26 protein-coding genes are annotated in these 26,613 nt (G+C 68.4%); 16 read left to right on the forward strand and 10 right to left on the reverse strand.

Features of this window, described 5'->3' with window-relative positions; genetic code table 11:
- Positions 1-2 precede the first annotated feature (2 nt).
- The 3 genes from SD37_RS02235 (at position 3) to SD37_RS02245 (ending at position 2,893) form a co-directional block, all read left to right on the forward strand.
- Complete coding sequence (locus SD37_RS02235) at positions 3-998, forward strand: ABC transporter ATP-binding protein (protein ID WP_044853628.1); 996 nt, start codon at positions 3-5, stop codon at positions 996-998.
- Complete coding sequence (locus tag SD37_RS02240) at positions 995-2,113, forward strand: ABC transporter ATP-binding protein (RefSeq protein ID WP_044853629.1); 1,119 nt, start codon at positions 995-997, stop codon at positions 2,111-2,113. The genes SD37_RS02235 and SD37_RS02240 overlap by 4 nt, the downstream gene beginning before the upstream one ends.
- A 138-nt stretch (positions 2,114-2,251) precedes the next feature.
- Positions 2,252-2,893 (forward strand): SDR family oxidoreductase, encoded by a 642-nt coding sequence (locus SD37_RS02245; protein WP_037318682.1) that lies wholly within the window; start codon positions 2,252-2,254, stop codon positions 2,891-2,893.
- Here the strand turns inward: SD37_RS02245 and SD37_RS02250 are convergent.
- Positions 2,886-3,449: a CGNR zinc finger domain-containing protein gene (locus SD37_RS02250; protein WP_044853630.1), complete on the reverse strand. Its 564-nt coding sequence runs from the start codon at positions 3,447-3,449 to the stop codon at positions 2,886-2,888. The genes SD37_RS02245 and SD37_RS02250 overlap by 8 nt on opposite strands.
- A gap of 88 nt (positions 3,450-3,537) precedes the next feature.
- Here SD37_RS02250 and SD37_RS02255 point away from each other — a divergent pair, with 88 nt between their 5' ends.
- Together SD37_RS02255 and erm are read left to right on the forward strand one after the other, a co-directional pair.
- Positions 3,538-4,236, forward strand: coding sequence for an SDR family oxidoreductase (locus tag SD37_RS02255; RefSeq protein ID WP_044853631.1), 699 nt, complete (start codon positions 3,538-3,540; stop codon positions 4,234-4,236).
- Positions 4,237-4,419: 183 nt separating this feature from the next.
- On the forward strand, positions 4,420-5,229 hold the full coding sequence (erm, locus tag SD37_RS02260) for a 23S ribosomal RNA methyltransferase Erm (protein ID WP_044853632.1): 810 nt from the start codon (positions 4,420-4,422) through the stop codon (positions 5,227-5,229).
- On the opposite strand, the gene SD37_RS02265 is transcribed toward erm, so the two are convergent.
- A complete protein-coding gene (locus SD37_RS02265) occupies positions 5,132-6,055 on the reverse strand; it encodes an EamA family transporter (protein ID WP_044853633.1) in 924 nt (307 codons plus the stop codon). The genes erm and SD37_RS02265 overlap by 98 nt on opposite strands.
- A gap of 86 nt (positions 6,056-6,141) precedes the next feature.
- Between SD37_RS02265 and SD37_RS02270 the strand changes: the two genes are divergently transcribed.
- Positions 6,142-7,080, forward strand: a complete 939-nt coding sequence (locus SD37_RS02270) for a LysR family transcriptional regulator (protein WP_044853634.1) — start codon at positions 6,142-6,144, stop codon at positions 7,078-7,080.
- Here SD37_RS02270 and SD37_RS02275 read toward each other — a convergent pair.
- Positions 7,037-7,645, reverse strand: a complete 609-nt coding sequence (locus SD37_RS02275) for a TetR/AcrR family transcriptional regulator (RefSeq protein ID WP_044853635.1) — start codon at positions 7,643-7,645, stop codon at positions 7,037-7,039. The genes SD37_RS02270 and SD37_RS02275 overlap by 44 nt on opposite strands.
- Positions 7,646-7,703: 58 nt before the next feature.
- On the opposite strand from SD37_RS02275, the gene SD37_RS02280 reads away from it, so the two are divergent.
- On the forward strand, positions 7,704-8,342 hold the full coding sequence (locus SD37_RS02280) for a peroxiredoxin-like family protein (RefSeq protein ID WP_044854024.1): 639 nt from the start codon (positions 7,704-7,706) through the stop codon (positions 8,340-8,342).
- A gap of 374 nt (positions 8,343-8,716) precedes the next feature.
- On the opposite strand, the gene leuA is transcribed toward SD37_RS02280, so the two are convergent.
- Positions 8,717-10,474, reverse strand: coding sequence for a 2-isopropylmalate synthase (leuA, locus tag SD37_RS02285; RefSeq protein WP_037318665.1), 1,758 nt, complete (start codon positions 10,472-10,474; stop codon positions 8,717-8,719).
- A gap of 244 nt (positions 10,475-10,718) precedes the next feature.
- On the opposite strand from leuA, the gene SD37_RS02290 reads away from it, so the two are divergent.
- Entirely contained in the window at positions 10,719-11,084 is a 366-nt protein-coding gene (locus SD37_RS02290) for a hypothetical protein (RefSeq protein ID WP_044853636.1), read from the forward strand.
- A gap of 14 nt (positions 11,085-11,098) precedes the next feature.
- Here SD37_RS02290 and SD37_RS02295 read toward each other — a convergent pair whose 3' ends face one another.
- Positions 11,099-11,698, reverse strand: coding sequence for a hypothetical protein (locus SD37_RS02295; protein ID WP_236725256.1), 600 nt, complete (start codon positions 11,696-11,698; stop codon positions 11,099-11,101).
- A 10-nt stretch (positions 11,699-11,708) separates the two neighbouring features.
- Positions 11,709-12,548: a helix-turn-helix transcriptional regulator gene (locus SD37_RS02300; RefSeq protein WP_044853637.1), complete on the reverse strand. Its 840-nt coding sequence runs from the start codon at positions 12,546-12,548 to the stop codon at positions 11,709-11,711.
- A 103-nt stretch (positions 12,549-12,651) separates the two neighbouring features.
- Here SD37_RS02300 and SD37_RS02305 point away from each other — a divergent pair, with 103 nt between their 5' ends.
- Positions 12,652-14,121 carry an MFS transporter gene (locus tag SD37_RS02305; RefSeq protein ID WP_044853638.1) on the forward strand — a complete coding sequence of 490 codons (1,470 nt, stop codon included), beginning with the start codon at positions 12,652-12,654 and terminating at the stop codon, positions 14,119-14,121.
- Here the strand turns inward: SD37_RS02305 and SD37_RS02310 are convergent.
- The gene (locus tag SD37_RS02310) at positions 14,082-14,678 is read right to left on the reverse strand and encodes a nitroreductase family protein (RefSeq protein ID WP_044853639.1); all 597 of its coding nucleotides are present in this window, start codon (positions 14,676-14,678) and stop codon (positions 14,082-14,084) included. The two genes, SD37_RS02305 and SD37_RS02310, sit on opposite strands and share 40 nt — an antisense overlap.
- A 226-nt stretch (positions 14,679-14,904) precedes the next feature.
- Here SD37_RS02310 and SD37_RS02315 point away from each other — a divergent pair, with 226 nt between their 5' ends.
- Together SD37_RS02315 and SD37_RS02320 are read left to right on the forward strand one after the other, a co-directional pair.
- Positions 14,905-16,170, forward strand: coding sequence for an aspartate kinase (locus tag SD37_RS02315; RefSeq protein ID WP_037318649.1), 1,266 nt, complete (start codon positions 14,905-14,907; stop codon positions 16,168-16,170).
- Complete coding sequence (locus SD37_RS02320) at positions 16,170-17,210, forward strand: aspartate-semialdehyde dehydrogenase (RefSeq protein WP_044853640.1); 1,041 nt, start codon at positions 16,170-16,172, stop codon at positions 17,208-17,210. The genes SD37_RS02315 and SD37_RS02320 overlap by 1 nt, the downstream gene beginning before the upstream one ends.
- A gap of 142 nt (positions 17,211-17,352) precedes the next feature.
- Here SD37_RS02320 and SD37_RS02325 read toward each other — a convergent pair whose 3' ends face one another.
- Both SD37_RS02325 and SD37_RS02330 read right to left on the reverse strand, forming a co-directional pair.
- A complete protein-coding gene (locus tag SD37_RS02325; protein ID WP_044853641.1) occupies positions 17,353-18,459 on the reverse strand; it encodes a DUF4034 domain-containing protein in 1,107 nt (368 codons plus the stop codon).
- A 13-nt stretch (positions 18,460-18,472) separates the two neighbouring features.
- A complete protein-coding gene (locus tag SD37_RS02330) occupies positions 18,473-19,972 on the reverse strand; it encodes a M48 family metallopeptidase (RefSeq protein ID WP_044853642.1) in 1,500 nt (499 codons plus the stop codon).
- 239 nt (positions 19,973-20,211) lie between these two features.
- Here SD37_RS02330 and SD37_RS02335 point away from each other — a divergent pair, with 239 nt between their 5' ends.
- The 3 genes from SD37_RS02335 (at position 20,212) to SD37_RS41790 (ending at position 22,765) form a co-directional block, all read left to right on the forward strand.
- On the forward strand, positions 20,212-21,402 hold the full coding sequence (locus SD37_RS02335; protein WP_044853643.1) for an RtcB family protein: 1,191 nt from the start codon (positions 20,212-20,214) through the stop codon (positions 21,400-21,402).
- A 61-nt stretch (positions 21,403-21,463) separates the two neighbouring features.
- Positions 21,464-21,835, forward strand: coding sequence for a hypothetical protein (locus SD37_RS02340; RefSeq protein ID WP_037318638.1), 372 nt, complete (start codon positions 21,464-21,466; stop codon positions 21,833-21,835).
- A gap of 61 nt (positions 21,836-21,896) precedes the next feature.
- Positions 21,897-22,765, forward strand: a protein-coding gene (locus SD37_RS41790) for an IS5 family transposase (protein WP_236725257.1) whose coding sequence is annotated in 2 segments (ribosomal slippage) — positions 21,897-22,265 and positions 22,268-22,765 — 867 coding nt in all. Because the reading frame shifts where the segments join, the coding sequence is not laid out codon by codon here.
- Positions 22,766-22,839: 74 nt separating this feature from the next.
- Here SD37_RS41790 and SD37_RS02355 read toward each other — a convergent pair.
- Positions 22,840-23,982, reverse strand: a complete 1,143-nt coding sequence (locus tag SD37_RS02355; protein ID WP_044854027.1) for an MFS transporter — start codon at positions 23,980-23,982, stop codon at positions 22,840-22,842.
- A gap of 193 nt (positions 23,983-24,175) precedes the next feature.
- Between SD37_RS02355 and SD37_RS02360 the strand changes: the two genes are divergently transcribed.
- Both SD37_RS02360 and SD37_RS02365 read left to right on the forward strand, forming a co-directional pair.
- On the forward strand, positions 24,176-25,618 hold the full coding sequence (locus SD37_RS02360; RefSeq protein ID WP_044853645.1) for a catalase: 1,443 nt from the start codon (positions 24,176-24,178) through the stop codon (positions 25,616-25,618).
- A gap of 454 nt (positions 25,619-26,072) precedes the next feature.
- Entirely contained in the window at positions 26,073-26,603 is a 531-nt protein-coding gene (locus SD37_RS02365) for a hypothetical protein (RefSeq protein WP_044853646.1), read from the forward strand.
- Positions 26,604-26,613 lie beyond the last annotated feature (10 nt).

Genomic DNA, 26,613 nt, shown 5'->3' on the forward strand with positions numbered 1-26,613 from the left:
TCATGGCACTCCTCGAAGTACGCGACCTCAAGGTCGTTTTCCAGCGGCGCGGTGAGAAGCCGTTCACCGCGGTGGACGAGGTCTCTTTCGACGTCGAGCCGGGCCAGACCGTCGGTCTCGTCGGTGAGTCCGGTTGCGGTAAGTCCGTGACCTCGCTGGCGATCATGCGGCTGCTCGCGAAGCGCGGCAATCAGGTCAGCGGTTCGGTGTCGTTCGAAGGCACGGATCTGCTTCGCCTGCCCGACAAGGAAATGCGGGACCGCCGGGGTCGCGACCTCGGCATGGTGTTCCAGGACCCGCTGTCCTCGCTGAACCCGGTCATCCCGATCGGGCTGCAGATCACCGAGGTGCTGGAACGGCACCGCGGGATGTCGCGGAAGGTGGCGTCGAAAGAGGCCATCGAGCTGCTGGACAAGGTCGGCATCCCCGACCCGTCGCGGCGGCTTTCCGAGTACCCGCACCAGCTTTCCGGCGGGATGCGGCAGCGCGCGCTGATCGCGATCGCGCTGGCCTGCCGTCCGCGCCTGCTCATCGCCGACGAGCCGACCACCGCGCTCGACGTGACGATCCAGGCGCAGATCCTCGCGCTGCTGCGCGAACTGGTGCAGGAGACCGGGACCGCGCTGATCATGATCACGCACGACCTCGGTGTCGTCGCCGGTCTCTGCGACGAGGTAAACGTGCTCTACGGCGGCAAGATCGTCGAGCGCGCGGAACGGCACGCGCTGTTCGCCGAGCCGCGGCATCCGTACACGCACGGGCTGCTCGCCTCGATCCCGCGTCTCGACGCGGGTCGCGGCGAGAAACTGATCCCCATCAAGGGATCCGTGTCCGACAACATCCCATGGGACGGCGGCTGCGCGTTCGCGCCCCGCTGCCCGAACGCTCTCGGCGTGTGCCGGGAGGTTTCACCGCAGCTGACCCCCGATCGTGGCGGGCTGCTGCGCTGCCACAACCCGGTGATCCCGGCCGTGGCCGCACGAGGAGGGGCCCGATGACGTCAGTGGTACCGCGGCAGGAAGTGCTCCTGGAGGTCAACGACCTCAAGGTGCACTTCCCGATCAAGCGCGGCATCGTGTTCGACAAGACGGTCGGGCACGTGTACGCCGTCGACGGCGTCGACCTGGCCATCCGCAAGGGTGAAACCTACGGTCTGGTCGGGGAATCCGGCTGCGGCAAGTCCACTTTGGGCAGGGCGATCCTCCGGCTGACCGAGCTGACGAACGGCAACGTCGTCTTCGACGGCACGGACGTCGCCGGGCTCAAGGGCGAGGACCTGCGCAAGGCGCGCCGCCGGATGCAGATGATCTTCCAGGACCCGATGTCCAGTTTGGACCCTCGGCAGTCGGTGGAATCCATTCTGGTGGAAGGGATGAAGGCGCACGGCCTCGACAAGGACAAGGAGGCGACGGCCAAGCGGCTGCGTGAACTCCTCGCCGCCGTCGGCCTTCCCGAGTCGTCGCTGCGGAAGTACCCGCACGAGTTCTCGGGCGGTCAGCGTCAGCGCATCGGCATCGCCAGGGCACTGGCCGTCGAGCCGGATCTGATCGTCGCCGACGAACCGGTGTCCGCGCTGGACGTCTCGGTGCAGGCGCAGGTGGTCAACCTGCTGGAGGACCTGCAGGAGAAACTCGGCCTGACGTATCTGGTGATCGCGCACGACCTCGCGGTGGTGCGGCACATCTCCGACCGCATCGGCGTGATGTACCTCGGCTCGCTGGTCGAGGAGGCCGACGCCGACACGCTGTACGAGAACCCGCTGCACCCGTACACGCGGGCGCTGCTGTCGGCGATCCCGGTGCCGGACCCGACGGTGGAGGACACCCGGGAGCAGATCCTGCTCGCCGGTGACCTGCCCTCGCCGGCGCGGCCGCCGTCCGGCTGCCGGTTCCACACGCGGTGCCCGTGGAAGCAGCAGAGCCTGTGCGACACCGACCGACCGCAGCTGCGGGAGATCGGCGCGGGGCACCGGGTGGCGTGCCACTACGCGGAGGACATCCGCGACGGGCGGATCAGGCCGCACGAGGTCAAGGCGGAACTCGTCGAGGCCGGGGAACTGAACCCCGACATCGGCGGGCTGCCCGACGTCGGCTCGGCCGCCGAGATCCTCTAGTTCGTTGAAGCGCGTGAAGGCCCCCTTCCCTCGGCTCAGCCGAGGGAAGGGGGCCTTCACGCGCTACCGCATCTAGAGGACTAAACGCGGGGGGCGTGACACCGGGCACCGGCCGCCGGTTTCGGGCAGACTTCTGCCATGCGGGTCACAGTGCTGGGTGCGTCGGGGCGGACGGGGATTCACGTGGTCCGGCTGCTCCGGGGGCGGGGACATCAGGTGCGGGCGGGGCTGCGCAGCCGCCGCCGGGCCGAGGAGGTCGCGGGTCTCGGCGCCGAAACCGTGGTCGCGGACGTCACCGCCGACGCGGACGACCTCGTCGAGGCGCTCGCCGGTTCCGAGGTCGTGATCAGCGCGATCGGCGCACCCGATCCGGATCCGGCGTCGGTGAACCTCGTCGACCGCGACGGCGTGATCACCGCGATCCGCGCCGCGGAGAAGGCGGGTGTCTCGCGGTTCGTGCAGCTTTCCGCGCAGTTCGCGGATTCGCCGGATCAGGGCGACCGTCTGGTCCGCTCGATCCTGATGGCGAAGCAGATCTCCGACAGCGTCCTCCGCCGCTCCAGCCTGAACTGGACGATCGTCCGGCCCGGCACGCTCACCGACGATCCGCCCACCGGGCACGTCAAGGTCGCCGGTCACCTCGAACCCGGCCGCGTCTGCCGTGCCGACGTCGCCGCCGTCATGGTCGGCACGCTGGAGGAACCCCTCACCGAGAACCAGGGTTTCGACGTCATCGGCGGCGAGATCCCGATCCCGTCGGCACTGTCCTCGTTCAGCTGAGCGCTTTCTTCCGCTCCCGCGAAGCCCGCAGATTCGCGACGTTCCCGCAGGTACGGACGTCGTGCCAGACGCCGCTGTTGTTGCGCGAGACGTCGTAGAAGGCCGACCGGCAGCCGTCGAGCCGGCACAGTTTCAGCCGCGGCCAGATCCCGGCCTGCTGCGCGAGCAACGTCTCCGTCCACAGCGCCGACGTGAGCCACTGCCGTCCGGTGCCGGACGGGAACAGCCGGACGACGCCGTCGCGCAGGACCAGATCCGCCTTGATCGGCTTCTCGACAGCCGTGTCCTCGCCGTCCACCAGCGAAACGAACGACTCCCGTAGGTCGCGAAGCGCGCGAAGGTCCCCTGAGGTCAGCGTGATGTCGGGCACTTCGGCGTCCCTTGCCCGCGACCATTCCGCCAGCGCCTCGCCCGCCCAAGGCCGCGCCAGATCGGCGTCGCTCAGCAGGTCCAGGCCGTAGGTCTTGATGGCCTTGGTGTTGAGGAAGTCCTGAACGAGCGCCAGTCCCGAGGGGGCGGCGCGCAACCGGTACCGGTCCGTCGCGGTCCATGACATAGGTCAAGCGTACTTGACTCTGTCGGCCTTCGTCTCCATCCTGAATGACAGAGGCAAAAGCCGAACACTTCTGTCAAGGGAGCAAGTCATGACCTCACTCGAGGGTGCCGTCGCCGTGGTCACCGGCGGGCAGCGCGGGCTCGGCAAGGCGTTCGTCGCCGAACTCCTCGACCGCGGCGCCGCCAAGGTCTACGCCACGGCCAGGGTGCCGCGCGAGGAGACGGATCCGCGGATCGTCCCGCTCCCGCTCGACGTCACCGACCCCGATTCCGTCCGCGCGCTGGCCGCGAAGGCCAGCGACGCCACGATCGTCTTCAACAACGCCGGGACCCTCGGACTCGGCTCACTGCTGACCGAGGACGTCGACGCGCACCGCCCCGTCTTCGAAACGAACGTCTTCGGCGCGCTCCGCGTCGCGCAAGCGTTTGCGCCGCAGCTCAAGGACGGTGGCGCGCTGGTCAACGTCCACTCGGTCCTGTCGTGGGCGGCGGGCTCGGGTTCCTACGGTGCGTCGAAGGCGGCGTTCTGGTCGATCACCAACTCGCTTCGCATCGAGTTCGCCGACCAGGGCACCCAGGTCGTCGGCGTTCACCTCGGCTACACCGACACCGACATGACGCAGGGGCTCGAGGTCCCCAAGAACGACCCGCGTGACGTCGCGCGGCAGGTCGTCGACGGGCTGGAAAAGGGGGAGACCGAGGTGCTCGCCGACGACCTCACGCGTCAGGTCAAGGCCGCGCTGTCCGGTCCGGTCGAGCACCTCGGCACGAGCCGGATCGGAGCGTGAAAAATCGGTGGCGGACGGTCTCCGGGCCGAGGTAGTTTCGCCGCCATGTGCGCAGCCGCAATGACCAGGACCCGCCGCGTCTAGCGGCGGCTCCTACGTCCATCGCAAGGAACCGCTGCCCGAGCGAGTCGTCGCCGGGTCTGCTTCAGGCTGCCCGGCTCCCCTCGAAGCCGCGGAGATCCCTTGCGCACACAGCGTCCTGGCCGTCACGAACTCGGCCAGAACTTCCTCGTCGACCGAACGGTCATCGAAACCGTCGTGAAGCTCGTCGACGGCACCGGTGGGCCGATCGTGGAGATCGGCGCCGGTGACGGCGCGCTGACCCTTCCGTTGCAGCGGCTGGGCAGACGCCTGACAGCCATCGAGCTCGACGATCGCCGCGCCGCACTGCTGGCGCGCCGGGTCGAGCCGCCGACGGAGATCGTCACCGCCGACTTCCTGCGCCACCCTCTTCCGGCGACGCCGTACGTGCTGGTCGGAAATCTGCCGTTCCATCTGACCACCGCGATGCTGCGACGTGTCCTGCACGCTCCCGGCTGGACCGAAGCGGTGCTGCTCGTACAATGGGAGGTGGCGCGCCGTCGGGCGGGCGTCGGCGGCGCGACCATGATGACCGCGCAGTGGTGGCCGTGGTTCGATTTCCGGCTGGTCGGCAGGGTTCCGGCGTCGGCGTTCCGTCCGATGCCCGGTGTGGACGGCGGACTGCTCACCATGGTCCGGCGGCCGGCATCACTCGTCGCGGACGCGGACCGCGAGCGCTACCAGGACTTCGTGCGGCGGGTGTTCACCGGTCGCGGCCGTGGTGTCGCCGAGATCCTCGCCACGGCCGGACTGCGAAATGCCGGCCGGTGGCTCCGGGCGGAGGGGATCGCGCCGACCGCCTTGCCCAAGAACCTCACCGCACGCCAGTGGGCTGAGGCGTTTCGGCTTCGGCCAGGAATTCCGGCTCGCGGGCCCGGCGTTTCGTCGAACCGAACAGCACCCCGCCGATGACGACGGCCGCCGCGACGACTTCGAGCGGCGACGGCCGTTCGTCGAGGACGAGGAACGCCATCGACAGCCCGACCACCGGCACCAGCAGGGAGAACGGCGCGACCACGCCCGCGGGGTTGCGGCGCATCAGCGAGGTCCAGATCCCGGAGCCGACGATCGTGCCGAACAGCACGACGTAGGCCAGGCCGCCGAGCCCGATCAGCCCGGTCGGCGTGCCCAGCGTGCTCAGCGAGCGGCCGATCTCCGCCGGGCCCTCCATGACCATCGACAGCGCGAACATCGGCAGCGGCGGCACCACCGACATCCAGAGGACGAAATTCAGCGGGTTGTCCGGTGCCGCCTGCCGCGTGCTCAGATTGCCGAACGCCCAGCTCAGCGCGCCGAGCAGGGTCAGGATCACCGGCAGCAGGGCGGCGTTGCCCGCCTGCTGCCAGGCGATCGTCGCCATCCCGGCGACGGCGAGCAGGATGCCGGCGAGCTGCCGTCCGGACACCCGTTCCCGCAGGAAGACGGCGCCGAGCAGGACGGTGAACGGCGCCGACGCCTGCAGCACCAAGGACGCGAGACCGGTCGGCATGCCGGTGTCCATCGCGATGAAGAGGAAGGCGAACTGCCCGGTGCCGAAGCCGAGCCCGTAGCCGAGCAGGTGGCGGATCTTCACCTTCGGCCACGGCACGAACAGGATGGTCGGGATCGCGATCACCGCGAAACGCAGACCGCCGGCGAAGACGGGCGGGAACTGCCCGAGGGTGGCGTGGATGGCGAGGAAGTTGCAGCCCCAGAGGACGGCGACGAGCAGGGCGAGAAAACGGTCGCGGGCGGGCATGCCTTCACTCTTACGGGTGCATATCGTGAAGGACAAGCGATAATATTTTCAGTGACCATTCAGTTTGACTTCACAGTAGGTGGCGCATGGACATCGGCCGGTTACGGACCCTGCGGGAGTTCGCCGACCGCGGCAGCGTGACGGCGGCCGCGAAGGCCCTGCACTGCACGCCGTCCGCGGTTTCCCAGCAGCTGCGCGCCTTGCAGGGCGACGTCGGGCTCGCGCTGACGGAACCGGCGGGCCGGGGACTCCGGCTGACCGACGCGGGCCGCGCGCTGGTCGCCCGCGCCGACGACGTGCTCGCGGCGCTCGACCGCGCGGAGTCCGAATTGGACACTTACCGCAGTGCCCCGCGCGGCCGGGTCCGGATGGCGATCTTCCAGTCGGCCGGGCTGATGCTGCTGCCCGGACTGCTGCACCGCACGGCGGAGTTCGAGGGACTGGACGTCATCGTGCGCGACGTCGACATGACCCCGCCGGAGGTCCCGGGGCTCGTCGCGGATTACGACATCGTGGTGGCGCACCGGGACGAGCACGCGCCGTCGCTCGGCTCGGAACGGCTGGAGACGCGGCATCTGCTGCGCGAACCGCTCGACGTCGCGCTCCCCGCCGGTCACCGGCTCGCGAAAAGACGGCGCATCGAACTCTCGGAACTGGCCGACGAACGCTGGATCAGCGTCAACGCCGGTTTCCCGGTCGACGACATCCTCCAGTCGCTGATCATCCGCACCGGCGTACGCCCGCAGGTCGTCCAGCGCATCAACGATTTCCGCATCACCGAACGGCTCGTCGCCGCCGGGCACGGGATCGCGCTGCTGCCCCGGTACACAATGGACACCCGGCGGGGCAGCGGGCTGGTCTGCCGCCCGCTGGCCGGGATCAAGGCGGCGCGGCACGTCGAAGCCGTCTACCGGCTCGGCGCGTCCTCCCGGCCCGCGGTGGCGAAGGTGCTCGACGCGCTCGCGGACGAGGTCGCGGCGCTTACGGGCGAGCGTGACTCTTCAGGTGATCCAGCGCGATCTTGAGCGCGTCGGCGATCGGCGTGATGTCGTGCCGCAGGTGTGCCATCAGCAGGCCGCCCTGGACGCAGGTCATCGCGGCCTGTGCGAGCCGGGCCGGATCCGCGTCCTCGGCGAGCTTTCCCTTTTCCTGCAGGGTCTTCAGGCCCTTTTCGAGATGTGACTCCCATTCGCGGTACGCGTTGTCGAGCAGCGGCGCGATCTTCGGATCGTCCCCGAGTTCGCCGGCGAGGTTGCCGAGCGGGCAGGCGATCGGCCCCTTCGGCGTGCTCTGGATGGCCAGGATCTCCCGCGTCCACTGCTCGAAGTCGGCCCAGTCGTTCAGCGCGAAGATGGTCGGCTGGTTGCCGAGGATATTCTCGAGGAAGCGGGCGATCACCGCCTCGACGAGCTGATCCTTGTTCTTGAAGTAGTGGTACATCTGCGATTTCCCGGCCCCGCTCGCCGCGAGCACCTTGTCGACGCTCGTCCCGGCGACGCCGTTGACGTACATCAGTTCCGCCGCCGCGTCGATGATCGCGTCCCGCGTCATCCGCCCGCGCGGGGTCTTCGCCGCCGGTTGACCGTTCATGTACCGGATAGTACAGTCGGCTCCACTGTACCGATCAGTACAATCCAAGGAGCTGATGATGGGGGATCTCAACACCGACCTCGCCGAGTTGCGGGGCAACGTCGCGAGCCATGTCCCGGCCGAGATCGCGGAGGTGCTCAAGGCCGACCGTGCGCGCTTCGTCGGGGTCGTCGCCGAGGCGGCGGCGAAACCGGGGGCGGCGATGCCGGACTTCACGCTGCCGGACGCGACGGGGGCGCGGGTGTCACTCGGCGAACTGGTCGCGGACGGACCCGCGGTCTTGGTGTTCTATCGCGGCGCATGGTGCCCGTACTGCAATCTGGCGCTGCGCACTTATCAGCAGGAAGTGTTGCCGGAACTGGAAAACCTGGGGGCGCGGCTGGTCGCGGTCAGCCCGCAGCTTCCGGACGACTCACTGTCCACAAAGGATCTTGAGTTCACCGTGCTGTCCGATGTGGGCAACGAACTCGGGCGGGCGCTGGGCATCACGTTCCGGCTGGATCCGGCGACGAAGCCGGCCTTCGACACGCTCATCGGCGACGTCGAGAAGCTCAACGGGGCGACCGAATGGGAACTGCCGTATCCGACCGTGCTGGTGGTGGACCGCGAACGCGTCATCCGCTTCATCGACGTCCACCCGGACTACACCACCCGCACCGACCCGGCCGACGTCCTGGCCGCGGTTAAAGCCCTGTAGTGCGGTTTGGCGGGTCGTGAGTGACGATCCGAGCCGCCGACGGGTAGGTCCCACCTCGGTTCAGCTCGGTGCCCGCGTCCATGAAGGAATTGGGACGTTGAGTGTCCCGATTCCTTCATGGACGAACCCGGGTCCCCTTCCCGCACGCAACCGCAATGCCAGGAACTTGAGCGGCGGTTCCTGAGGCTCTCCAACTGTCCATAAAGGATTCACCGGGCCGATTCGTTCGATTGACCATCATTGCCCGTGTTATCAAGTCCGTGAAGGCCTCCTTGAGGGACTCTGATTCCCTCAAGGAGGCCTTCACGGACCATCGACCTTCGTCGGCGAACAGTCGCTGCCCGAACGGACGGGTACTTACTGGAGCCGGGCCGCTACCGGTTGGCCCGGTTCACGGCCGAGACGACGGCCCGCAGTGAGGCGGTCACGATCGACGGGTCGATCCCGATGCCCCAGTACACGCGGTCGGAGATCGCGCACTCGATGTACGACGCCGCCCGCGCGTCGTCGCCCGGCGAGAGCGTGTGCTCGCTGTAGTCCAGCAGTCGCAGGTCGAACCCGACCGTCGACAGCGCGTCGAAGAACGCCGCGATCGGGCCGTTGCCGCGCCCGGTGACCTCGTGCTCGTCCCCTTCGACCCGCACGGTGGCGGTGATGTCGTACTCACCGTCGCCGTTGTCCCTGACGTGCTGGCGCACCAGCTCCAGCGGCGTCTTCAGCTCCAGGTACTCGGCCGAGAACGCGTTCCACATGGTGGCCGGGTCGACCTCGCCGCCCTCGGTGTCGGTGTGGCGCTGGACGACCTTCGAGAACTCGATCTGCAGCCGCCGCGGCAGGTCGAGCTGGTGCTCGGCCTTCATGATGTAGGCGACGCCGCCCTTGCCGGACTGCGAGTTCACCCGGATCACGGCCTCGTAGTTCCGGCCGATGTCCTTCGGGTCGATCGGCAGGTACGGGACCTCCCACGGGTGCTCGTCGACCGGCGTGCCCGCCTTGTCGGCGGCGGCCTTCAGCGCGTCGAGGCCCTTGTTGATCGCGTCCTGGTGGCTGCCGGAGAACGCGGTGAACACCAGGTCACCGGCCCACGGGCTGCGTTCGTGCACCGGCAGCTGGTTGCAGTATTCGACGGTCCGCTTGATCTCGTCCATGTCGGAGAAGTCGATCTGCGGGTCGACGCCCTGGCTGTAGAGGTTCATGCCCAGCGCGACCAGGTCGACGTTGCCGGTGCGCTCGCCGTTGCCGAACAGGCAGCCTTCGATCCGGTCCGCGCCCGCCTGGAAGCCCAGTTCGGCGGCGGCGATGCCGGTGCCGCGGTCGTTGTGCGGGTGCAGCGACAGGATCACCGAATCGCGGCGGTCCAGGTTGCGGTGCATCCACTCGATCGAGTCGGCGTAGACGTTCGGCGACGCCATCTCGACGGTGGCGGGCAGGTTCAGGATGACCGGCTTCTCCGGCGTCGGCTGCCAGATCCCGGTGATCGTGTTGCAGACCTCGAGCGCGTAGGACAGCTCGGTGCCCGTGTAGGACTCCGGCGAGTACTGGAAACGGAAGTCGGTGTCCGGCTGCTTCGCCGCGTAGTCGACGACCAGCTCGGCGGCCTGCGAAGCGATCTTCGTGATGCCGATGCGCTCCTCGCGGAACACCACGCGGCGCTGCAGGATCGACGTCGAGTTGTAGATGTGGACGATCGCGCGCGGGGCCCCTTCGAGTGCCTTGAAGGTGCGCTCGATCAGCTCGGGACGGCACTGGGTCAGCACCTGGATGCTGACGTCGTCCGGGATGGCGCCTTCGTCGATGATCTCGCGGACGAAGTCGAAGTCGGTCTGCGACGCCGCCGGGAAGCCGACCTCGATCTCCTTGTAGCCCATGCGGACCAGCAGATCGAAGAACTTGCGCTTGCGCGCGGGCGACATCGGGTCGATCAGGGCCTGGTTGCCGTCACGCAGGTCGACCGCGCACCACAGCGGGGCGGTGTCGATGCGCTTGTCCGGCCAGGTGCGGTCGGGCAGGTCGATGTCCTCGACCAGCTGGTACCAGGGGCGATAGCGGTGTACGGGCATCGAAGTGCCGCGCTGGGTGTTCCACGAAGCCTGCTCGGAAGGGGCCGGGCGCGTGGGCTTACGGATGCTCATGAGGGGACGGTTCTCCTGAAGAATCGGGTGCGACGACCGGCACCACGAAGCCCCGCGACGGGGAGCCGGTCAGATCAGGCCCCGTCGCGGCAGCGAAGCAGGAGAGCTCGAGCCACGACGCCACCTTAACCGCGAGATCTCCCGAAAGGAAACCCGGCCCGCGATCGAACCGTGACTCAAGTGGCGCCCATTTGGGTTACTCGCGGGTAGCAATCGGACCTGAGGGCGTGCCACACTGCCCGGCATGGGCGAGCACGCTGAAGAGAAGGAAACCGCAGATCAGGCGACCAAGCGCAAGATCGACTGGCGCGCGGGCGGTGGCCGCGCGGCCGGCGTGCTGGCCGGTGTCGTCCGCTGGATCGGGCTGATCTTCGCGGCGATCCTGGTGCTGCACATCGTCTTCGTGATCGGCGAGGCCAACCCCGACAACGGCATCGTCTCGTTCGTCCGCGGCTGGGCCGACGGGCTGCTGCTGGGCTTCAAGGACCTGTTCATGCCCGCCGACGCCAAGCTCCGCGTGCTGATCAACTACGGCATCGCCGCGGTCTTCTGGATGGTCGTCTCGGGCATCGTCGCGAAGATCATCCGGCGCGTGGGCGGCTCGAACTAGCCGCGTTTAGCGGGCTAAACGCGATCGGAGCCGAGGCGTTCGAAAGCCGCCACGGCGGCCTTCGGGTCGTCGGCGTGGAACTTCACGACGCGCACCGACTCGGTCTTCCCGAGCGGCCGGGTCACCGTGACCGGTTCGCGTAGCTCGGCGACCAGGTTGGTCTCGTAGTAGTTGTCGTGGCTGAGCCACGTTTCGTCGCGAAAGGCCTTCGCCTTGAGCGGATCGTGGCTCTCCTTCGCATGCCGCAGCGCGGCCACGTTCTCCCTCGGGATCCGCACGTCGTAGAACGAGCTGTAGCGCACCCGCAGCTCACGCGAGGAGATCACGTGCGGCCGGACGACGGTGCCCGCGTAGATCCCGAAGATCAGCAGCACGGAGTAGATCCCGAGGGCGAGCAACAGCAGGTCGGCGAACAGCCCGAAGTCGATCAGCCAGAACAGGCCCGCTTCGACCAGGCTCACCACGGCGAAGATGACGAAGATCGCCTTGCCGCCTGCTCCGTACGGCACGGCCACCGCGTCGCCGTCGACCCCGTCCTGGCGGCGCCTCAGATACAGCCAGAGGCCGGCCAGCGTCCGTGCCTCGTTCCGGAAGTGACTGCGCAAAGCCCCCATATCACCCAGGTTAGCGATCGAACTGGGTCAGGATCTTCAGCGCGTCGGCGGAACCCGGATCCTTCGGCGTGTAGATCTCCAGCCGGTGATCGGGACTGTCCGGCTGGACCCACACCTGGTAGTCGACGCTCACCGCGCCGACCGTGGGGTGCCGCAGATGCATGGCGCCGACGGTGCAATCGGCGACGTCGCCCGTCGCCCACAGCGCCGCGAAGTCGTCGCTGCGCATCGAAAGTTCGCCGATGAGCGCGGCCAGCCGGGCGTCGGTGGGGTAGCGGCCCGCGGTCAACCGCAGGTAGGCGACGTGGACCCGGGCGAGTTCGGCCCGGTTGCGGTACAGCTCGCGCACGAGCGGGTCGAGGAAGAACATCCTCGGCAGCGACGGCCGCCGGTCCGGATCCCGCGGCGCGTCGAACGCGACATGTCCGGCCATGAGCGCGTTCCCGGCGTGGTTCCACGCGAGCACGTCGCCACGCCGTCCGAAGACGAGCGCGGGCACGGCCTCGCCGAGGTTCTCCAGCAGCGCGAGGACGCGGGGGTGCGGGTCTTCCGGACCCGGGTCGGTCATCCGGGGCAGGGTGGCCTGCCGGGCGAGGTTGTGCAGATGGCCGGTCTCGACGTCGTCGAGCCGTAGTGCCCTGGCGAGCGCGTCGAGGACCTGGCGGGAAGCGGTTTCGGCCTGTCCTTGTTCGAGCCGCGTGTAGTACCCGGCGCTCACTCCGGCGAGCTGGGCGAGTTCCTCCCGCCGAAGGCCGGGCACGCGACGCGAGGTGCCGTAGGTGCGCAGCCCGATCTCGTCGGGCGTCACCCGGTCGCGACGGCTTTTCAAGAAGACCCCGAGACTCTCCACGCTTCGAGCTTAAGCACGCCGGACCGGCCCGTGGGTGTACCTGTCAGGGGTACCCACGACATGGGGATGGCCGCGGGACGGGCGTTGTCACACCGTCGACGTCATGACACGAGAGAGCAAGCGGGCCTGGTTCGGCCTGCTGGTGATCCTTTGCCCGGTCCTCCTGGTCTCCATGGACGGGTCGATCCTGTTCCTCGCGATGCCCAGGATCAGCCAGGCGCTCGCCCCGACGGCCGATCAGCAGTTGTGGATCCTGGACGGCTACGGGTTCGCCGTCGGCTCGTTCCTGATCGCGTTCGGCGCCATCGGCGACCGCTACGGCCGGTTGAAACTGCTGATGACCGGCGCAACGGTGTTCGGCGCGGCGTCGGCGGGCGCGGCGTTCGCCCCCGGCCCGGAACTCCTGATCGCGTGCCGGGCGGTGATGGGCCTGGCGGGCGCGACGCTGCTGCCGTCGGCGCTGGCGGTGCTGAGCGAACTCTTCACCGATCCGAGGCGCCGCGCCCAGGCCATCGGCGTCTTCGCGGCCGCGTTCGCCGCCGGTTTCGCGATCGGCCCGATCGTCGGCGGCGCGTTGCTGGAACGGTTCTGGTGGGGTTCGGTCTTCCTGGTCAACCTGCCGGTCATCGCGGTCTTCCTGCTGCTCGCGCCGGTGCTGCTCCGGGAGGTCCGGGCAGGCGGGACCGGCCGGGTCGACGTGCCGAGCGTGGCCCTGTCCGCCACCGGCCTGCTCCTCGCGATCTACGGGGTCAAGCACACCGCGGCGGAAGGCCCGTCCGCGGTCGCGGTGGCCGCGGGGATCGCCGGAGCGGTCCTGCTGGTGTGGTTCGCCCGGCGGCAACGGACCCTCGACCCCCCGTTGATCGACCTCTCCCTGTTCCGCGACCGGGTCTTCACGATCGCGATCGTCACCGGCCTGCTGCCGCTGATGGCGTGGTCGGCGGCCGCCTACCTGGCGGGGATCCACCTGCAGTCGGTGCTCGGCCTGTCCGTGTCGGACGCGGCGCTCCTGGCCCTGCCCGGGGCGGCGGTGCTGACGATCCTGTGCGTCGTCACCCCCGCGCTGGTCGATCGCGTGGGGAAGAGGACCGCGCTGATCCTCTGCCACTTCTCCGTCGCCGCCGGTCTGCTGCTGTTGCTCATGACCGGCGTCACGGGCGGGGTGGGCTGGTACGTCGCCTCGACGGTGGTCGCGGGTGTCGGCTACGGCATCTCGTTCAGCGTGGTGGCCGACACGGCCGTCGCGGCGGTCCCCCCGGAAAGGGCGGGAGCGGCGGGCGCGATCGCCGAAACAGCCAACGAGATCGGCAACGCGCTGGGCATCGCGCTCATGGGCTCGCTCGCCGCGCTGGTGTTCCGCCTGGCCGGACCGGGTCTCGCGCCCACCCTCGACGGCACCCTCCAGCTGCCCGGAATCGCGTCCGCCGCCGAGGCTGACGCGAAGGATGCCTTCGTTTCGGGTCTGCACACGGCCGTGGTGGTGCTGAGCCTGTTGCACCTCGCCTTGGGGGTGCTCGCCCTCCGCTGGCTCCCTCAGTCGGAGAAGGCGCTCGTGCCCCAGGTGTCCGAGTAGGCGAACTCCGCCAGCGGAAGGCGCTCCCTCGGCGCCTTCTCGCGCTCGATCCGCCAATCCTCTTCGAGCACCGACGGGTCCGCCGGCGAACCGACGGCGATGGCGACCTTGGGTACGACTTCGTCCGGGAGTCCGAAGAAGTCCTTCGCCGCGTCGGCGGAGAAACCCGCCATCTGGTGCGCGATCAGCCCGAGCTCGACGGCCTGGAGCACGAGGTTCTCGCTCGCCAGCCCCAGTCCGTACTCGGCGTAAGGGACGTCGCCCTTCTCGTTCGTGGTCACCATCACGCCGATCAGCAGGAGCCCGGCGCGGTGCGCCCACGCGCGGTTGCCCGAGTTGAGCGTCGCGAGGATCCGGTCGAACGACGGCGTGCCCCGCAGGCCGACCAGGTAGCGGGCGGGCTGGGTGTTGCCGAACGAGGGTGCCCATCGGGCCGCTTCGAGCAGCGCGCGGAGCTGCTCTTCGGTGACGACGGCTGACTCGTCGTAGGCGCGAGGACTCCATCTCGCCGCCAGGATCGGCGCGATCGGGGTACTGGTCTCGGCGGGCTTGTGCACGGCCGGACTCTAGCAAGGGGTGCTCTCCGTCACTAAAGCGAAAGCCCTCCGACTATTTCGTTGGTGTTAAGGAAGATTTACTTCGAGGAGTCCTCGAAGTGGTGGTCAGGACCACTTACGAGGGTGGCGGGCGTGCGCGTCCCCGGTAGGCTTTCGCCCAAATAAGGGACGCGGGGGCTCCTCGGTGCCCACCAGGAGCCGCCCGGCCCGTCGAGGAGGTTCGGGCGTGGCCCTCGTGGTCCAGAAGTACGGCGGTTCGTCGCTGGAAAGTGCCGACCGGATCAAACGCGTCGCGGAACGCATCGTCGCCACCAAGAAGGCCGGCAACGACGTCGTCGTCGTCTGCTCCGCCATGGGTGACACGACGGACGAGCTGCTCGACCTGGCTCAGCAGGTCAATCCGGCTCCGCCGGAGCGGGAGATGGACATGCTGCTCACCGCGGGTGAGCGCATCTCCAACTCGCTGGTCGCGATGGCGATTTCGGCGCAGGGTGCGGAGGCGTGGTCGTTCACCGGTTCGCAGGCCGGTGTGGTGACGACGTCGGTGCACGGCAACGCGCGGATCATCGACGTCAGCCCCAGCCGGGTCACCGAAGCCCTCGACCAGGGCTACATCGCGCTGGTGGCGGGTTTCCAGGGCGTGTCACAGGACACCAAGGACATCACCACACTCGGCCGCGGCGGTTCGGACACCACCGCCGTCGCGCTGGCCGCGGCGCTGAACGCCGACGTCTGCGAGATCTATTCCGATGTGGACGGTGTGTACTCGGCCGACCCGCGGATCGTGCCGGACGCGAAGAAGCTCGAGACCATCCCGTACGAGGAGATGCTCGAACTCGCGGCCAGCGGCTCGAAGATCCTGCACCTGCGCTCGGTGGAGTACGCGCGCCGCTACGGCGTCCCGATCCGAGTCCGTTCTTCCTACAGTGACAAGCCGGGCACCACGGTGGCCGGTTCTATCGAGGAGATCCCCGTGGAACAAGCGTTGATCACCGGTGTGGCGCACGACCGCTCCGAAGCCAAGATCACGGTGACCGGCGTACCGGACCACGCCGGCGCCGCCGCCAGGATCTTCCGGGTGATCGCCGACAACGAGATCGACATCGACATGGTCCTGCAGAACGTGTCCAGCACGGTGTCCGGCCGGACCGACATCACCTTCACGCTGTCGAAGGCCAACGGCGCGAAGGCCGTGCAGTCGCTGGAGAAGATCAAGGACGAGATCGGCTTCGAGTCGGTCCTGTACGACGACCACGTCGGCAAGGTGTCGCTCGTCGGCGCGGGGATGCGCTCGCACCCCGGTGTCACGGCGACGTTCTGCGAGGCGCTCGCGCAGTCAGGCGTCAACATCGAAATCATCAACACCTCGGAGATCCGGATCTCGGTGCTGATCCGCGACGCGCAGCTGGACGACGCGGTGCGCGCGATCCACGAGGCATTCGAACTCGGCGGCGATGAAGAAGCCGTCGTCTACGCGGGGAGTGGTCGCTGATGGCCGAGGGATTGCGGGTAGGAGTCGTCGGGGCGACCGGTCAGGTCGGCGGCGTGATGCGCCGTCTGCTGGCCGAACGGGGTTTCCCGGTCGCGGAAATGCGCTACTTCGCTTCGGCGCGGTCCGCCGGTACGAAGCTTCCTTGGCAGGACCAGGAAATCGTCATCGAGGACGCGACGATCGCGGATCCGTCCGGTTTGGACATCGCGCTGTTCTCCGCCGGTGGCGCGACCTCCAAGGCGCAGGCCGAACGGTTCGCCGCGGCCGGTGCCACGGTGATCGACAACTCGTCGGCCTGGCGGATGGACCCGGACGTCCCGCTGGTCGTCAGCGAGGTCAACCCGGAGGCGATCAAGGAAGCGCGCAAGGGGATCATCGCGAACCCCAACTGCACCACGATGGCCGCGATGCCGGTGCTCAAGGTGCTGCACGCCGAAGCGGGGCTGGTGCGGCTGATCGCCAGCACCTACCAGGCGGTGTCCGGCAGCGGCCTCGCCGGTGTCGAAGAGCTGGAAGGCCAGCTCGCCGCGTCGGTGGCGAACGCGGGCGCGCTGACCCACGACGGCTCGGCGGTGACCTTCCCCGAACCGAAGAAGTACGCGCGGCCCATCGCGCACAACGTCCTCCCGCTCGCCGGGTCCATTGTGGACGATGGTGAGTTCGAGACGGACGAGGAGAAGAAGTTCCGCAACGAGAGCCGCAAGATCCTGAGCATCCCGGAGCTGCTGGTCTCGTGCACCTGTGTGCGGGTGCCGGTGTTCGCCGGGCACTCGCTCTCGATCAACGCCGAGTTCTCGCAGCCGCTTTCGGTCGTCCGCGCGACCGAGCTGCTGACCGGGGCGCCCGGGGTGGAGCTGTCGGACATCCCGACCCCGCTGCAGGCCGCCGGCCGGGACCCGTCGTACGTCGGGCGGCTGCGGACCGACCCGGGTGTCGAGGGTGGCCGCGGCCTGGTGATGTTCGTGTCGAACGACAACCTGCGCAAGGGTGCGGCGCTGAACGCCGTCCAGATCGCCGAACTGGTCGCCGCGAACTCCTGACCCCGTCCCGCGTTCAGAGGACGAAACGCGTTCTATCTCAGTGGCGTGAGATGAAAGGTCCTTTCCTTGCAAATTTCGCAAGGAAAGGACCTTTCATTGCACGCGCGCCCCGATCCCAGCCGCATCCAGAGGACGAAACGCGTCAGGGTTTCGTCGCGCCGAAGCAGGCCGCGTACCGCGTCGCCAGGAACTCGCCCCGCGCGTCCCGGCTGTAAGCCCACATCCCGCTGTCCGCCCGCGTCCCCAGGAACCGGAACTGCTCGACGGCCTCGTCGAAGCGCCCGTTCTCCACCAGCGCCTTCGCCGCGTACGCCCGGTCCGAACGCGTCGACGGGTGGTCGCGTCCTTCGCCGTCGAGCCAGGCCACGATCCCGTCGAGGGCGCCGGCGACCCGCGGATCCCGCCAAGCGGGCACGTCACGGAACTCGGATTCGTGCGCGGCGATCAGCAGCAGCGGCGCCAGCTTCGGCGACTTGGCCGCGGCGGTCTCGGCGAACTCCCACATCAGCTCGTCCGAGCCGAACCACTTCGGGCACCAGTACTGCAGCGCCCGCGAATGCGCCCCGCGGTGCTGCGGATCGCGCGCGACGAGTTCCGCCCAGACCTCGAGGTACTGGTCGTTCTCGTACTGCCGCCCCATCGCGATCGCGAGCGCGGTCACCCACGGCGTCGGGTCCTCGGGAGCGAGCGCGGCCGCCTCGCGCACGGCCTCTTCGGCCTGCTCCAGTACCCGGAAGAACGCGGCGAACTGCTCCTCGGTCACGTGCTTCGCCTGCAGTCCGCTGCGCACCTCCCAGGCCACGTGCACCAGCGATTCCGCGTTGACCAGCGCCGCGCCCGGGTCACCGGGCCGGGCCTTGCGCCACGTCCGCAGCCAGGCGTCGTCTTGCGCGGCGGCCTCGCCCAGCGCGCCGTTCACCAGGTTGCGGCGATCCCAGTTCCCCCAGGTCGACGCCAGCAGCGCCGCGGCACCCTCCCAATCACCACGCGCGGTCGACGCCTGGACGGCGAGGATCTCTTCGTCGGTCCAGTACTCCTCGGTCGAAACCTCGTGGTCCGGCGGGAGACCCCAGCGCGTGACGTCCGGGATCTTGCCCTTGAACTTGGGCTTCTCCGGCGGCAGCAGCGCGACGAGCTCTTCCGGCGTCATGGTGTCGGTGAGTTCGTCGACGCTGATGCCGCGGCGCTTCGCCTCCTTCATCAGGGCGAAGACGGCCTTGCGTTCACGGGATTTGAGCAGCCAAAGCACTTTCGAAAACTCCTTAAGAACGAACAAGCGTGACGGACGGCCGGTAACCCGAGGTCACCCCGGCGGCCGTCAGCAGCGCGCGCAGCGGCGCGGTGTCGGATTCGGCCGCGGTGGCCTTGTCGAGGGCGGACGGCAGCAGGTCTTCGAGCTGCCCGTCCAGGGTGAACGGCGCCGGTCCGGACCACGACAGCGTCCAGCGGGCCACCCCGACGTCGGCGAGGGCCGCGGAGACCACGACCTCCATCCGCCTGCGGACGGAGACGGCGGCGAACTCGCGGCGAGCGCGGGCCCCCGCGCCGGCGGGCGGCTTCTCGTCCGGGTCGGCGAGTTCCTCGTGCCTGCCCGCGTCGAGCAGGTCCAGCGCCATGTCCAGGGTGCGTTCGCCCAGGACCTCGGCGGCCGCTTCGGCGGCGGCGTGACGACGGCCGATGGCGACCAGGGACTGCCAGTCCGTCCGCCGCATCGCGTGGGCCTCGTCGGAGAAGACGGTGAACAGCGCTTCGTCGAGCATCTCTTCGGCGCCGGTCAACAGCTCGGCCGCCGGGCGTTCGCCACCGGGCCGGACGGGGACCCGCGGCCCGGCTTCGAGCGTCGCGACACGGTCGCGCGTGGCCGGATGCGTGTCGTACCGCGAGGTCTTCTCCTCCGACGGGTTCCGCCGCATCTCCTCCATCTGCTCCGCCCGGGTCGGGTCGGTGAGCAGCGCGCGGTAGCCCTCGCCGAACCGGTCCGGGAGGTAGCCCGCGTCCCAGCCGATCGCGGCGTAGTTGTTCATGAAGAACCGCCAGGTGACGGCCAGCGCTTCGATCTCACGCAGTGCCGAGGCCGCCGCTTCGGTGCCCGCGAGCCGTGCCGAGACGGCGTCGGCGGCGAGTTCCTGGGCACGGCAGACGCTCATCGAGACGGCGAAGTACAGCTTCGCGTACTGCTTGAAGAGCCAGCCGACGAAGCGCTCGAAGTAGCCTTCGCGACCGAGGCCGTTGACCACCCGCGCGATGGACTTGCGCCCGCGATAGGTCAGCGCGGAGAACCGGGTGTCCTTGTTGCTGTAGTGCCCCAGCTCGTGCGCGAGGACCGCGCGGAACTGGTCCTGGCGCAGGCCCATGATCAGCGGGACACCGATGATCATCCGGCGGCGCAGCACCCGCAGTCCGAGCCACGACGTCCGTTCGGTGACCGCGGCGTTGACGTCCGGATCGAGGTAGATCTCGTCCGGCGGCCGCGTGCCCGCCTCGTCCGCCAGCTCCCGGACCAGCGCCCAGAGCGCGGGCTGGGATTCCGGCGTCACCGCGACGCCGGGTACGTCGTCACCGGTCGCCCGTTCGACCGTGAGCAGGGTCTTGAGCAGGATCCACCCGACCGGAACCGTGACGATGCCGAGCTTCACCGCCGTGAACACATTGTGCCGCAGCGCCAGTACCTCGAGTGCCACGATCCCGCCGACGAACGCCAGTACGAGCAGTGGAAACGCGGCGAGCAGGGCGGCAGCGAGCAGCCCGCGAAAAGACTTCACCGTGAAACGGACCTTCCCCAGAGTTGGTGTACCCCCGACACCGAGCGCTCATTGTGCCCGAAGCACCGGCGAGGGCCGATCACTTTTCGAATACGATCGAAGACTTCGCGATGAACATCACCCCGCCCGGCGTGGTCGCGTGTGGACTGTCCATTGTGGAGGCTGCTAATTGCCTTGTCCGGTTCGTCCGGCCCGTGCATGCTCAAGGGCGACAAAACGTTTTCCACGAAGGGAAAGTCATGTACACGGCGGTCGAAGGCTCGCGGGTTCCGATCCGGATGTGGGCGGATCCCACCTCGGTCGAAGACCAGGCCATGCGACAGCTGCACAACGTCGCCAACCTGCCTTGGGTGCACGGGGTCGCGGTCATGCCCGACGTCCACTACGGCAAGGGCGCGACGGTCGGCAGCGTGATCGCGATGCGCGACGCCGTGTCCCCGGCCGCCGTCGGCGTGGACATCGGCTGCGGGATGAGCGCGGTGCGGACCTCGCTCACCGCCGCGGATCTGCCCGACGACCTGCTGAAGCTCCGCCGCCGGATCGAATCGGCGGTCCCGGTCGGCTTCGGGCTGCACAAGTCGCCGGTGAACCCGGCGAAGGTGCACGGTGTCGGTGGCTGGGACGCCTTCTGGAAGTCCTTCGGTGACCTGCACCCCGGCGTCCAGGATCTGCACGACCGCGCGGCGCGCCAGATCGGGAGCCTCGGTGGCGGTAACCACTTCATCGAGGTCTGCCTCGAACAGGGCGGGGACGATGAAGGCCGCGTGTGGCTGATGCTGCACTCCGGTTCGCGCAACATCGGCAAGGAACTCGCGGAACGCCATATGGCCGTCGCGCGGAAGCTGCCGCACAACGCGGATCTGCCGGATCCGGACCTCGCGGTGTTCGTGGCGGGCACGCCGGAGATGCAGGCGTACCGGCGGGACCTGTTCTGGGCGCAGGACTACGCGGCGCGCAACCGGGCGACCATGGTCGCGCTCGTCAAGCAGGCGCTCAAGGACGTCGTCCCGCAGACGACGTTCGACGACGCGATCAGCTGTCACCATAATTACGTCGCCGAAGAGACCTACGACGGCGTCGACCTTTTGGTGACCCGCAAGGGCGCGATCCGCGCGGGTTCGGGTGACCTCGGGATCATCCCGGGCAGCATGGGTACCGGTTCGTACATCGTGCGCGGCCTCGGGAACGCGTCGTCCTTCCAGTCCGCGTCGCACGGCGCGGGCCGCCGGATGTCGCGGAACAAGGCCAAGAAGCTGTTCACCGCCGACGACCTCGCCGCGCAGACCGCCGGCGTGGAATGCCGGAAGGACTCCGGGGTGGTGGACGAGATCCCGGCCGCGTACAAGGACATCGAAACGGTGATCAAGGCGCAGACCGACCTCGTCGAGGTGGTCGCGCATCTGAAGCAGGTCGTCTGCGTCAAGGGGTGAGGCGTGGGCGGTATGCCGGACGACTCCGACATACCGCCCACGAAATCGCTACTGTGGACGCATGAAGAGGTGGGGAATCGCCGCGCTGCTGGCCGCGGCCGGTCTGGCGCTGGCGGGCTGCAGCGAGGTCACGAACGCGGTCGATCAGACGAACAAGGCCGCGACCAAGGTCGGCGCGTGCGCCGAGGCGCTCAGCCTCGCCGACCTCAACCCGGACCCGGCGACGATCAAGGAACGGGCCGCCGACAAGGAGAAGCGCCTGCGCGAGCTGGCGAACAGCGTCGGCGAGCAGAACGTGGCGAGCGCGCTCACCGGGATGGCCGACTCGTATCTGCAGGTCCAGAAGGAGAACATCCAGGACGCGGGCAAGATCGCGGACTGGACCAAGCGCAACCTCGACCGCCTCGACGCCCTCCGCAAAGTTTGCGCCTAGCCCCCCGCATCTAGGGCGTGTCCTGTAAGTGATCTAGCTGGGGTTCGGTTGGATTGCGGGTGTGGTTGGTCGTGGTGAGTTGACGGATAAGGCTTGGGCGGTGATCGAGCCGTTGCTGCCGCCGCGGCAAGGTGGTGGTCGGCGGTGGCGGGATCATCGCCAGGTCATCAACGCGATCCTGTGGAAGTTGCGCACTGGTGCGCCCTGGCGTGACCTGCCTGATCGTTACGGGCCTTGGAAGACGGCGCATGAGCGGCTGCGGTTGTGGACCAAAGACGGCACCTGGGACCGGATTCTCGACCGGGTGATCGTCAAAGACGACGCCGTTGGCGACCTCGAGTGGATCGTTTCCGTCGATTCGAGTGTGGTCCGGGCGCACCAGCATGCCGCCGGTGCCCGGAAAAAGGGGGATGCAGCGACGGAATCGAAGCTCTCGCCCTTGACGGGGAAGGACTCGGGCGGTCCCGTGGCGGGCTGAGCACCAAGATCCACTTGGTTGTGGACGGGCGGGGCCTGCCGATGCGGTTCCTGCTCACCCCGGGCCAGGCTGGCGACAACCCGCAGCTGGTTCCGCTGCTGGACGGCATCACCGTCGCCCGGATCGGTCCCGGCCGGCCACGCTGCCGACCGGAGACGGTGATCGCGGACAAGGCGTATTCGCATCCGTCAACCCGCCGGGCGATGCGAGACCGGCGGATTAGGTTCGTCAGTCCGGAACGGGATGACCAGATCGCCCGCCGCACAGCCAAAGGCCGCAGCGGCGGGCGACCACCAGCGTTCGACGCCGAGGCCTATAAACAGCGCAACGTGGTCGAACGGTGCTTCAACCGGCTCAAACAGTTCCGTGACCTGGCCACCCGCTACGCCAAACGCGCCGCCTACTACCAGGCCGAGCTCACCATCGCCGCGATCGTGCTCTGGCTCCAATGACTTACAGGACACGCCCTAGTCCTCTGGATGCGGTAGATGCACGCGCAACTACCGCATCCAGAGGACGAAACGCTTCAGGACGAAGCGAGCGCGGGCACCTTCGCGGGCGTACGGGTGCGTCGCCAGAACAGGCCGACTGACGCGATCGCCAGCGCTCCGACGGCCGAAGCCGCGAAGCCCCAACCCGGGCTGGAGTGGTCGATCACGAACCCGATGATCGGGCTCCCGATGGCCAGCCCGACCCGGCTGGCCGCGTCCAGCAGCCCCATCGCCTCGCCGCGGACTCGGGGCGGCGCCGCAGCGCTGACCGTCTCCGTGCTCGCCGCGAGCGTGGGCGCGCACAGCACGTTGCTCGGGAACAGCACGATCGCCAGCAGCCACCACGGCCCCGCGACCAGCCCGACCGGCAGTGTCAGCACCGCGAGCAGCATCATCAGCGTGCCCTGGGAAAGCGACCGCCGCACCGCGCCGTGGATCGCCCCGCCGAGGACGGACGCGATGCACATCAGCGTGATCAGCAGTCCGGACCAGGCGATGTCGCCACTCGCGCGCAGCGTCGCCAGCGCGGCGAGTTCCATGCCGACCAGGCAGAACAGCGCGCCGCCCGCGATGAACATCGCCATCACGAGCCGTCCGGTGAGCCAGCTCCGGATCGGGGGCCGCTCCCCGGCGGACATCTCGGCGTCGGCCTCGGCGCGGATCGGCGGGTTCTGCCGGTAGATCAGCGCCGCCGAAAGCGCGAAGCAGACCCCGATACCGGTGAGCGCGTAGACCGCGGGCAGTTGCGTGATCGCCATGATCCCGGCCGACGGCCCGATCATGAACGACGCCTCCACGAAGATCGTGTCCAGCGAGTACGCCGCCCGGCGCTGCTCCAGCGGCACGAGCGCGGTCAGCACCAGCCGCGCCAGCGTCCCGGCGGGCACCGACAGCACCCCCGCGGGAAGCGCGACCACCAGCAGCACCGGATACGGCAGATGCGGCGCACCGATCCAGAACGCCGACGACGCCAGCCCGCAGATCGCGACCACCGGCCGCAGCCCGTAGCGATCGACGTAGCGGCCGACGAGCGGGGCCCCGATCGCGCTGCCGAGCGTGGTGGCCGCACCGATCAGCCCGGCCGCGCCGTAGCCGCGGCCGAGGTCGTTGACCACGTACAGCGTCATCGTCACGCCCATCGCGGTCATCGGCAGGCGGGCCAGGAACATCAGCAGCATCGAGCTGGGAACCCCGGGCACGGCCAGCACGCGACGGTACGGAGCGAGAGCCATACGTCCGATGAGAACGTAACTTGGTACGCGCGTGCAACTTCATTTCGTCATGATCGTCACCCGCCCCGGGGCTGTTTCTTGACTCATTCCAGAAAACGCGGGAGGGTGGTGGGACCACCACGAAACAGGAGGCACCGGCGTGACCTTGCCGACCACGAACAACGTGGGCATCCCCGTCGCGAGCGACAACGACTCGCTGACGCTGGGCGCCAACGGCCCGATCCTGCTCCAGGACCACTACCTCATCGAGAAGAACGCCCAGTTCAACCGTGAGCGCGTGCCCGAGCGCGTCGTGCACGCCAAGGGTGGCGGCGCCCATGGCTTCCTCGAGGTCACCGAAGACGTCAGCCAGTTCACGAAGGCCGCGGTCTTCCAGCCGGGCGTGCGCACCGAGAGCCTGGCCCGTTTCTCGTCGGTCGCCGGGGAGAACGGTTCGCCCGACACCTGGCGCGATCCGCGTGGCTTCGCGGTGAAGTTCTACACCTCCGAGGGCAACTACGACATCGTCGGCAACAACACCCCGGTGTTCTTCATCCGCGATCCGATCAAGTTCCCCGACTTCATCCACTCGCAGAAGCGCCGCGCCGACAACCACCTGCGCGACCACGACATCCAGTGGGACTTCTGGACCCTGCGCCCCGAGTCGGCGCACCAGGTCACCTGGCTGATGGGCGACCGCGGCATCCCGTCGAACTGGCGTGAGATGGACGGCTTCGGCTCGCACACCTATCTGTGGGAGAACGCGGGCGGCGAGAAGTTCTGGGTCAAGTACCACTTCAAGACCGACCAGGGCATCGGCTACCTGCCGCAGGCCGACGCGGACCGCATCGCGGGCGAGGACGCCGACTACTACATTCGCGACCTGTTCAAGAACATCAAGCAGGGCAACCACCCCAGCTGGACGCTGTACGTCCAGGTGATGCCCTACGCCGAAGCCGCGGACTACCGCTTCAACCCGTTCGATCTGACCAAGGTGTGGCCGAAGGGCGACTACCCGCTGATCAAGGTCGGCCGCTGGGTGCTCGACCGCAACCCGGCGAACTACTTCGCGGAGATCGAGCAGGCCGCGTTCGAGCCGTCCAACCTGGTCCCGGGCATCGGCCCGTCGCCGGACAAGATGCTGCAGGGCCGCCTGTTCGCGTACCCGGACGCGCACCGCTACCGGATCGGCGCGAACTACGCCCAGCTGCCGGTCAACGCGCCGAAGTCCCCGGTGAACAGCTACTCGCGCGATGGCGCGATGCGCTACAACAACCCTGGCGACCCGGTGTACGCGCCGAACTCCTACGGCGGCCCGCACGCGAACGCGGAGATCGCCTCCGAGACGTCGTCGAGCTACGGCGTCGAGGACGAGGTCATCAGGTCGGCGTACCGGCTCCACGCGGAGGACGACGACTTCGGCCAGCCGGGCACCCTCGTGCGCGAGGTGATGGACGACGAGCAGCGTGAGCGGCTCGCGAACAACATCATCGGGCACGCCTCGAACGACGTCTCGCGGCCGGTGCTCGAGCGCGTCTTCGAGTACTGGCGGAACGTCGACAAGGACCTCGGAGACAAGGTCGCGGACGCTTTCCGCGAGTAAGAAGACCTCTTTCGAGAGGCTGCTCCCACCACCGGAACGCACCCGGTGCGCGTCGTCTTCGCGCACCGGGTGCTTCCATGTCCCCACTCGCATGTGAAACCAGTTGCGCCATACAGGTGGCGGGACGTGCGTGGGGGACAACACGAGTGGACCAGTGCGACACGCCTGTCCGACAGAGTGATGAAGCTAAACGATCACCGTTTACACCGCTGTGGGTGAACGAACTGTACTACCGGGTCGTTCGGTCACTGATGGTCATAAACCGGATCGAAAAAGATGATCTTCAGGGGGAGGCACAAGATTTCGACGTTAATCAATTGCGGGGGTCTTCGCTTCTCATGAATCCGGCACGTAAGGGTTAGAAAACGGTTCAAACCGGTGATCGGCTGGTGTTCCTTCGATACGGCGGGTATCGATTTACCTCGTTAGGTCCCAGAGGCCAGGAGGTAAGGGAATGAAAGGCAACATTGCCCGGACGATTGCCGCGATAGCCGCAGGCAGTCTGTTGGCGGTGGCCTCAGCCGGCGCCGCAACGGCTAGCACCGAGGGTGGGAAGGGCTCGTCGAACACACAGGCGCTCGCCGCGCAGGTGCTGCAGATGCGAGACGGCCTCACGAAGGTGGCCTACGCCGGTGACGTCGGCAAGACCCGGGCGGACTTGGACAAGCTGAGCCCGGTGCTGGCGGACATCGCCGCCGGCAAGCGCTACCAGATCCAGACCGAGACCCAGAAGCTCGGTGACCTGGCCAAGGGCCGCTCCGACGAGACCAGCAGGCTGCTGGCGGACCCGACGGCCAAGGCGCGCCAGCTGCCGCCGCTGCCGGTGCCGATCCCGTCGCTTCCGGACCTGCCAGGACCGTTGAAGATCGTCAGTGACCTGGTGAAAGCCCTGCTCGCGGCCGTGACCGGCATTCTCGCCGGCCTGCTCGGCGGACTCCCTGTCCCGCCGCTTCCGCTGCCGCCGCTCCCGGTCCCTACGCCGTAGCGGGAGTCGT

The sequence above is a fragment of the Amycolatopsis orientalis genome (assembly GCF_000943515.2).
Taxonomy (GTDB): Bacteria; Actinomycetota; Actinomycetes; order Mycobacteriales; family Pseudonocardiaceae; genus Amycolatopsis; species Amycolatopsis orientalis.

Excerpts from the sequence above, each read along its gene's own strand:
- SD37_RS02270 (WP_044853634.1), top strand. The coding sequence starts at position 6,142 with ATGGACATCGGCCGGTTACGGACCCTGCGGGAGTTCGCCGACCGCGGC.
- SD37_RS02250 (WP_044853630.1), bottom strand. The coding sequence starts at position 3,449 with ATGTCATGGACCGCGACGGACCGGTACCGGTTGCGCGCCGCCCCCTCG.
- SD37_RS02305 (WP_044853638.1), top strand. The coding sequence starts at position 12,652 with ATGACACGAGAGAGCAAGCGGGCCTGGTTCGGCCTGCTGGTGATCCTT.
- SD37_RS02255 (WP_044853631.1), top strand. The coding sequence starts at position 3,538 with ATGACCTCACTCGAGGGTGCCGTCGCCGTGGTCACCGGCGGGCAGCGC.
- SD37_RS02355 (WP_044854027.1), bottom strand. The coding sequence starts at position 23,982 with ATGCTGCTGATGTTCCTGGCCCGCCTGCCGATGACCGCGATGGGCGTG.
- SD37_RS02235 (WP_044853628.1), top strand. The coding sequence starts at position 3 with ATGGCACTCCTCGAAGTACGCGACCTCAAGGTCGTTTTCCAGCGGCGC.
- SD37_RS02275 (WP_044853635.1), bottom strand. The coding sequence starts at position 7,645 with ATGAACGGTCAACCGGCGGCGAAGACCCCGCGCGGGCGGATGACGCGG.
- SD37_RS02320 (WP_044853640.1), top strand. The coding sequence starts at position 16,170 with ATGGCCGAGGGATTGCGGGTAGGAGTCGTCGGGGCGACCGGTCAGGTC.
- SD37_RS02335 (WP_044853643.1), top strand. The coding sequence starts at position 20,212 with ATGTACACGGCGGTCGAAGGCTCGCGGGTTCCGATCCGGATGTGGGCG.
- leuA (WP_037318665.1), bottom strand. The coding sequence starts at position 10,474 with ATGAGCATCCGTAAGCCCACGCGCCCGGCCCCTTCCGAGCAGGCTTCG.
- SD37_RS02340 (WP_037318638.1), top strand. The coding sequence starts at position 21,464 with ATGAAGAGGTGGGGAATCGCCGCGCTGCTGGCCGCGGCCGGTCTGGCG.
- SD37_RS02295 (WP_236725256.1), bottom strand. The coding sequence starts at position 11,698 with ATGGGGGCTTTGCGCAGTCACTTCCGGAACGAGGCACGGACGCTGGCC.
- SD37_RS02290 (WP_044853636.1), top strand. The coding sequence starts at position 10,719 with ATGGGCGAGCACGCTGAAGAGAAGGAAACCGCAGATCAGGCGACCAAG.
- SD37_RS02240 (WP_044853629.1), top strand. The coding sequence starts at position 995 with ATGACGTCAGTGGTACCGCGGCAGGAAGTGCTCCTGGAGGTCAACGAC.
- SD37_RS02265 (WP_044853633.1), bottom strand. The coding sequence starts at position 6,055 with ATGCCCGCCCGCGACCGTTTTCTCGCCCTGCTCGTCGCCGTCCTCTGG.
- SD37_RS02365 (WP_044853646.1), top strand. The coding sequence starts at position 26,073 with ATGAAAGGCAACATTGCCCGGACGATTGCCGCGATAGCCGCAGGCAGT.
- SD37_RS02245 (WP_037318682.1), top strand. The coding sequence starts at position 2,252 with ATGCGGGTCACAGTGCTGGGTGCGTCGGGGCGGACGGGGATTCACGTG.
- SD37_RS02280 (WP_044854024.1), top strand. The coding sequence starts at position 7,704 with ATGGGGGATCTCAACACCGACCTCGCCGAGTTGCGGGGCAACGTCGCG.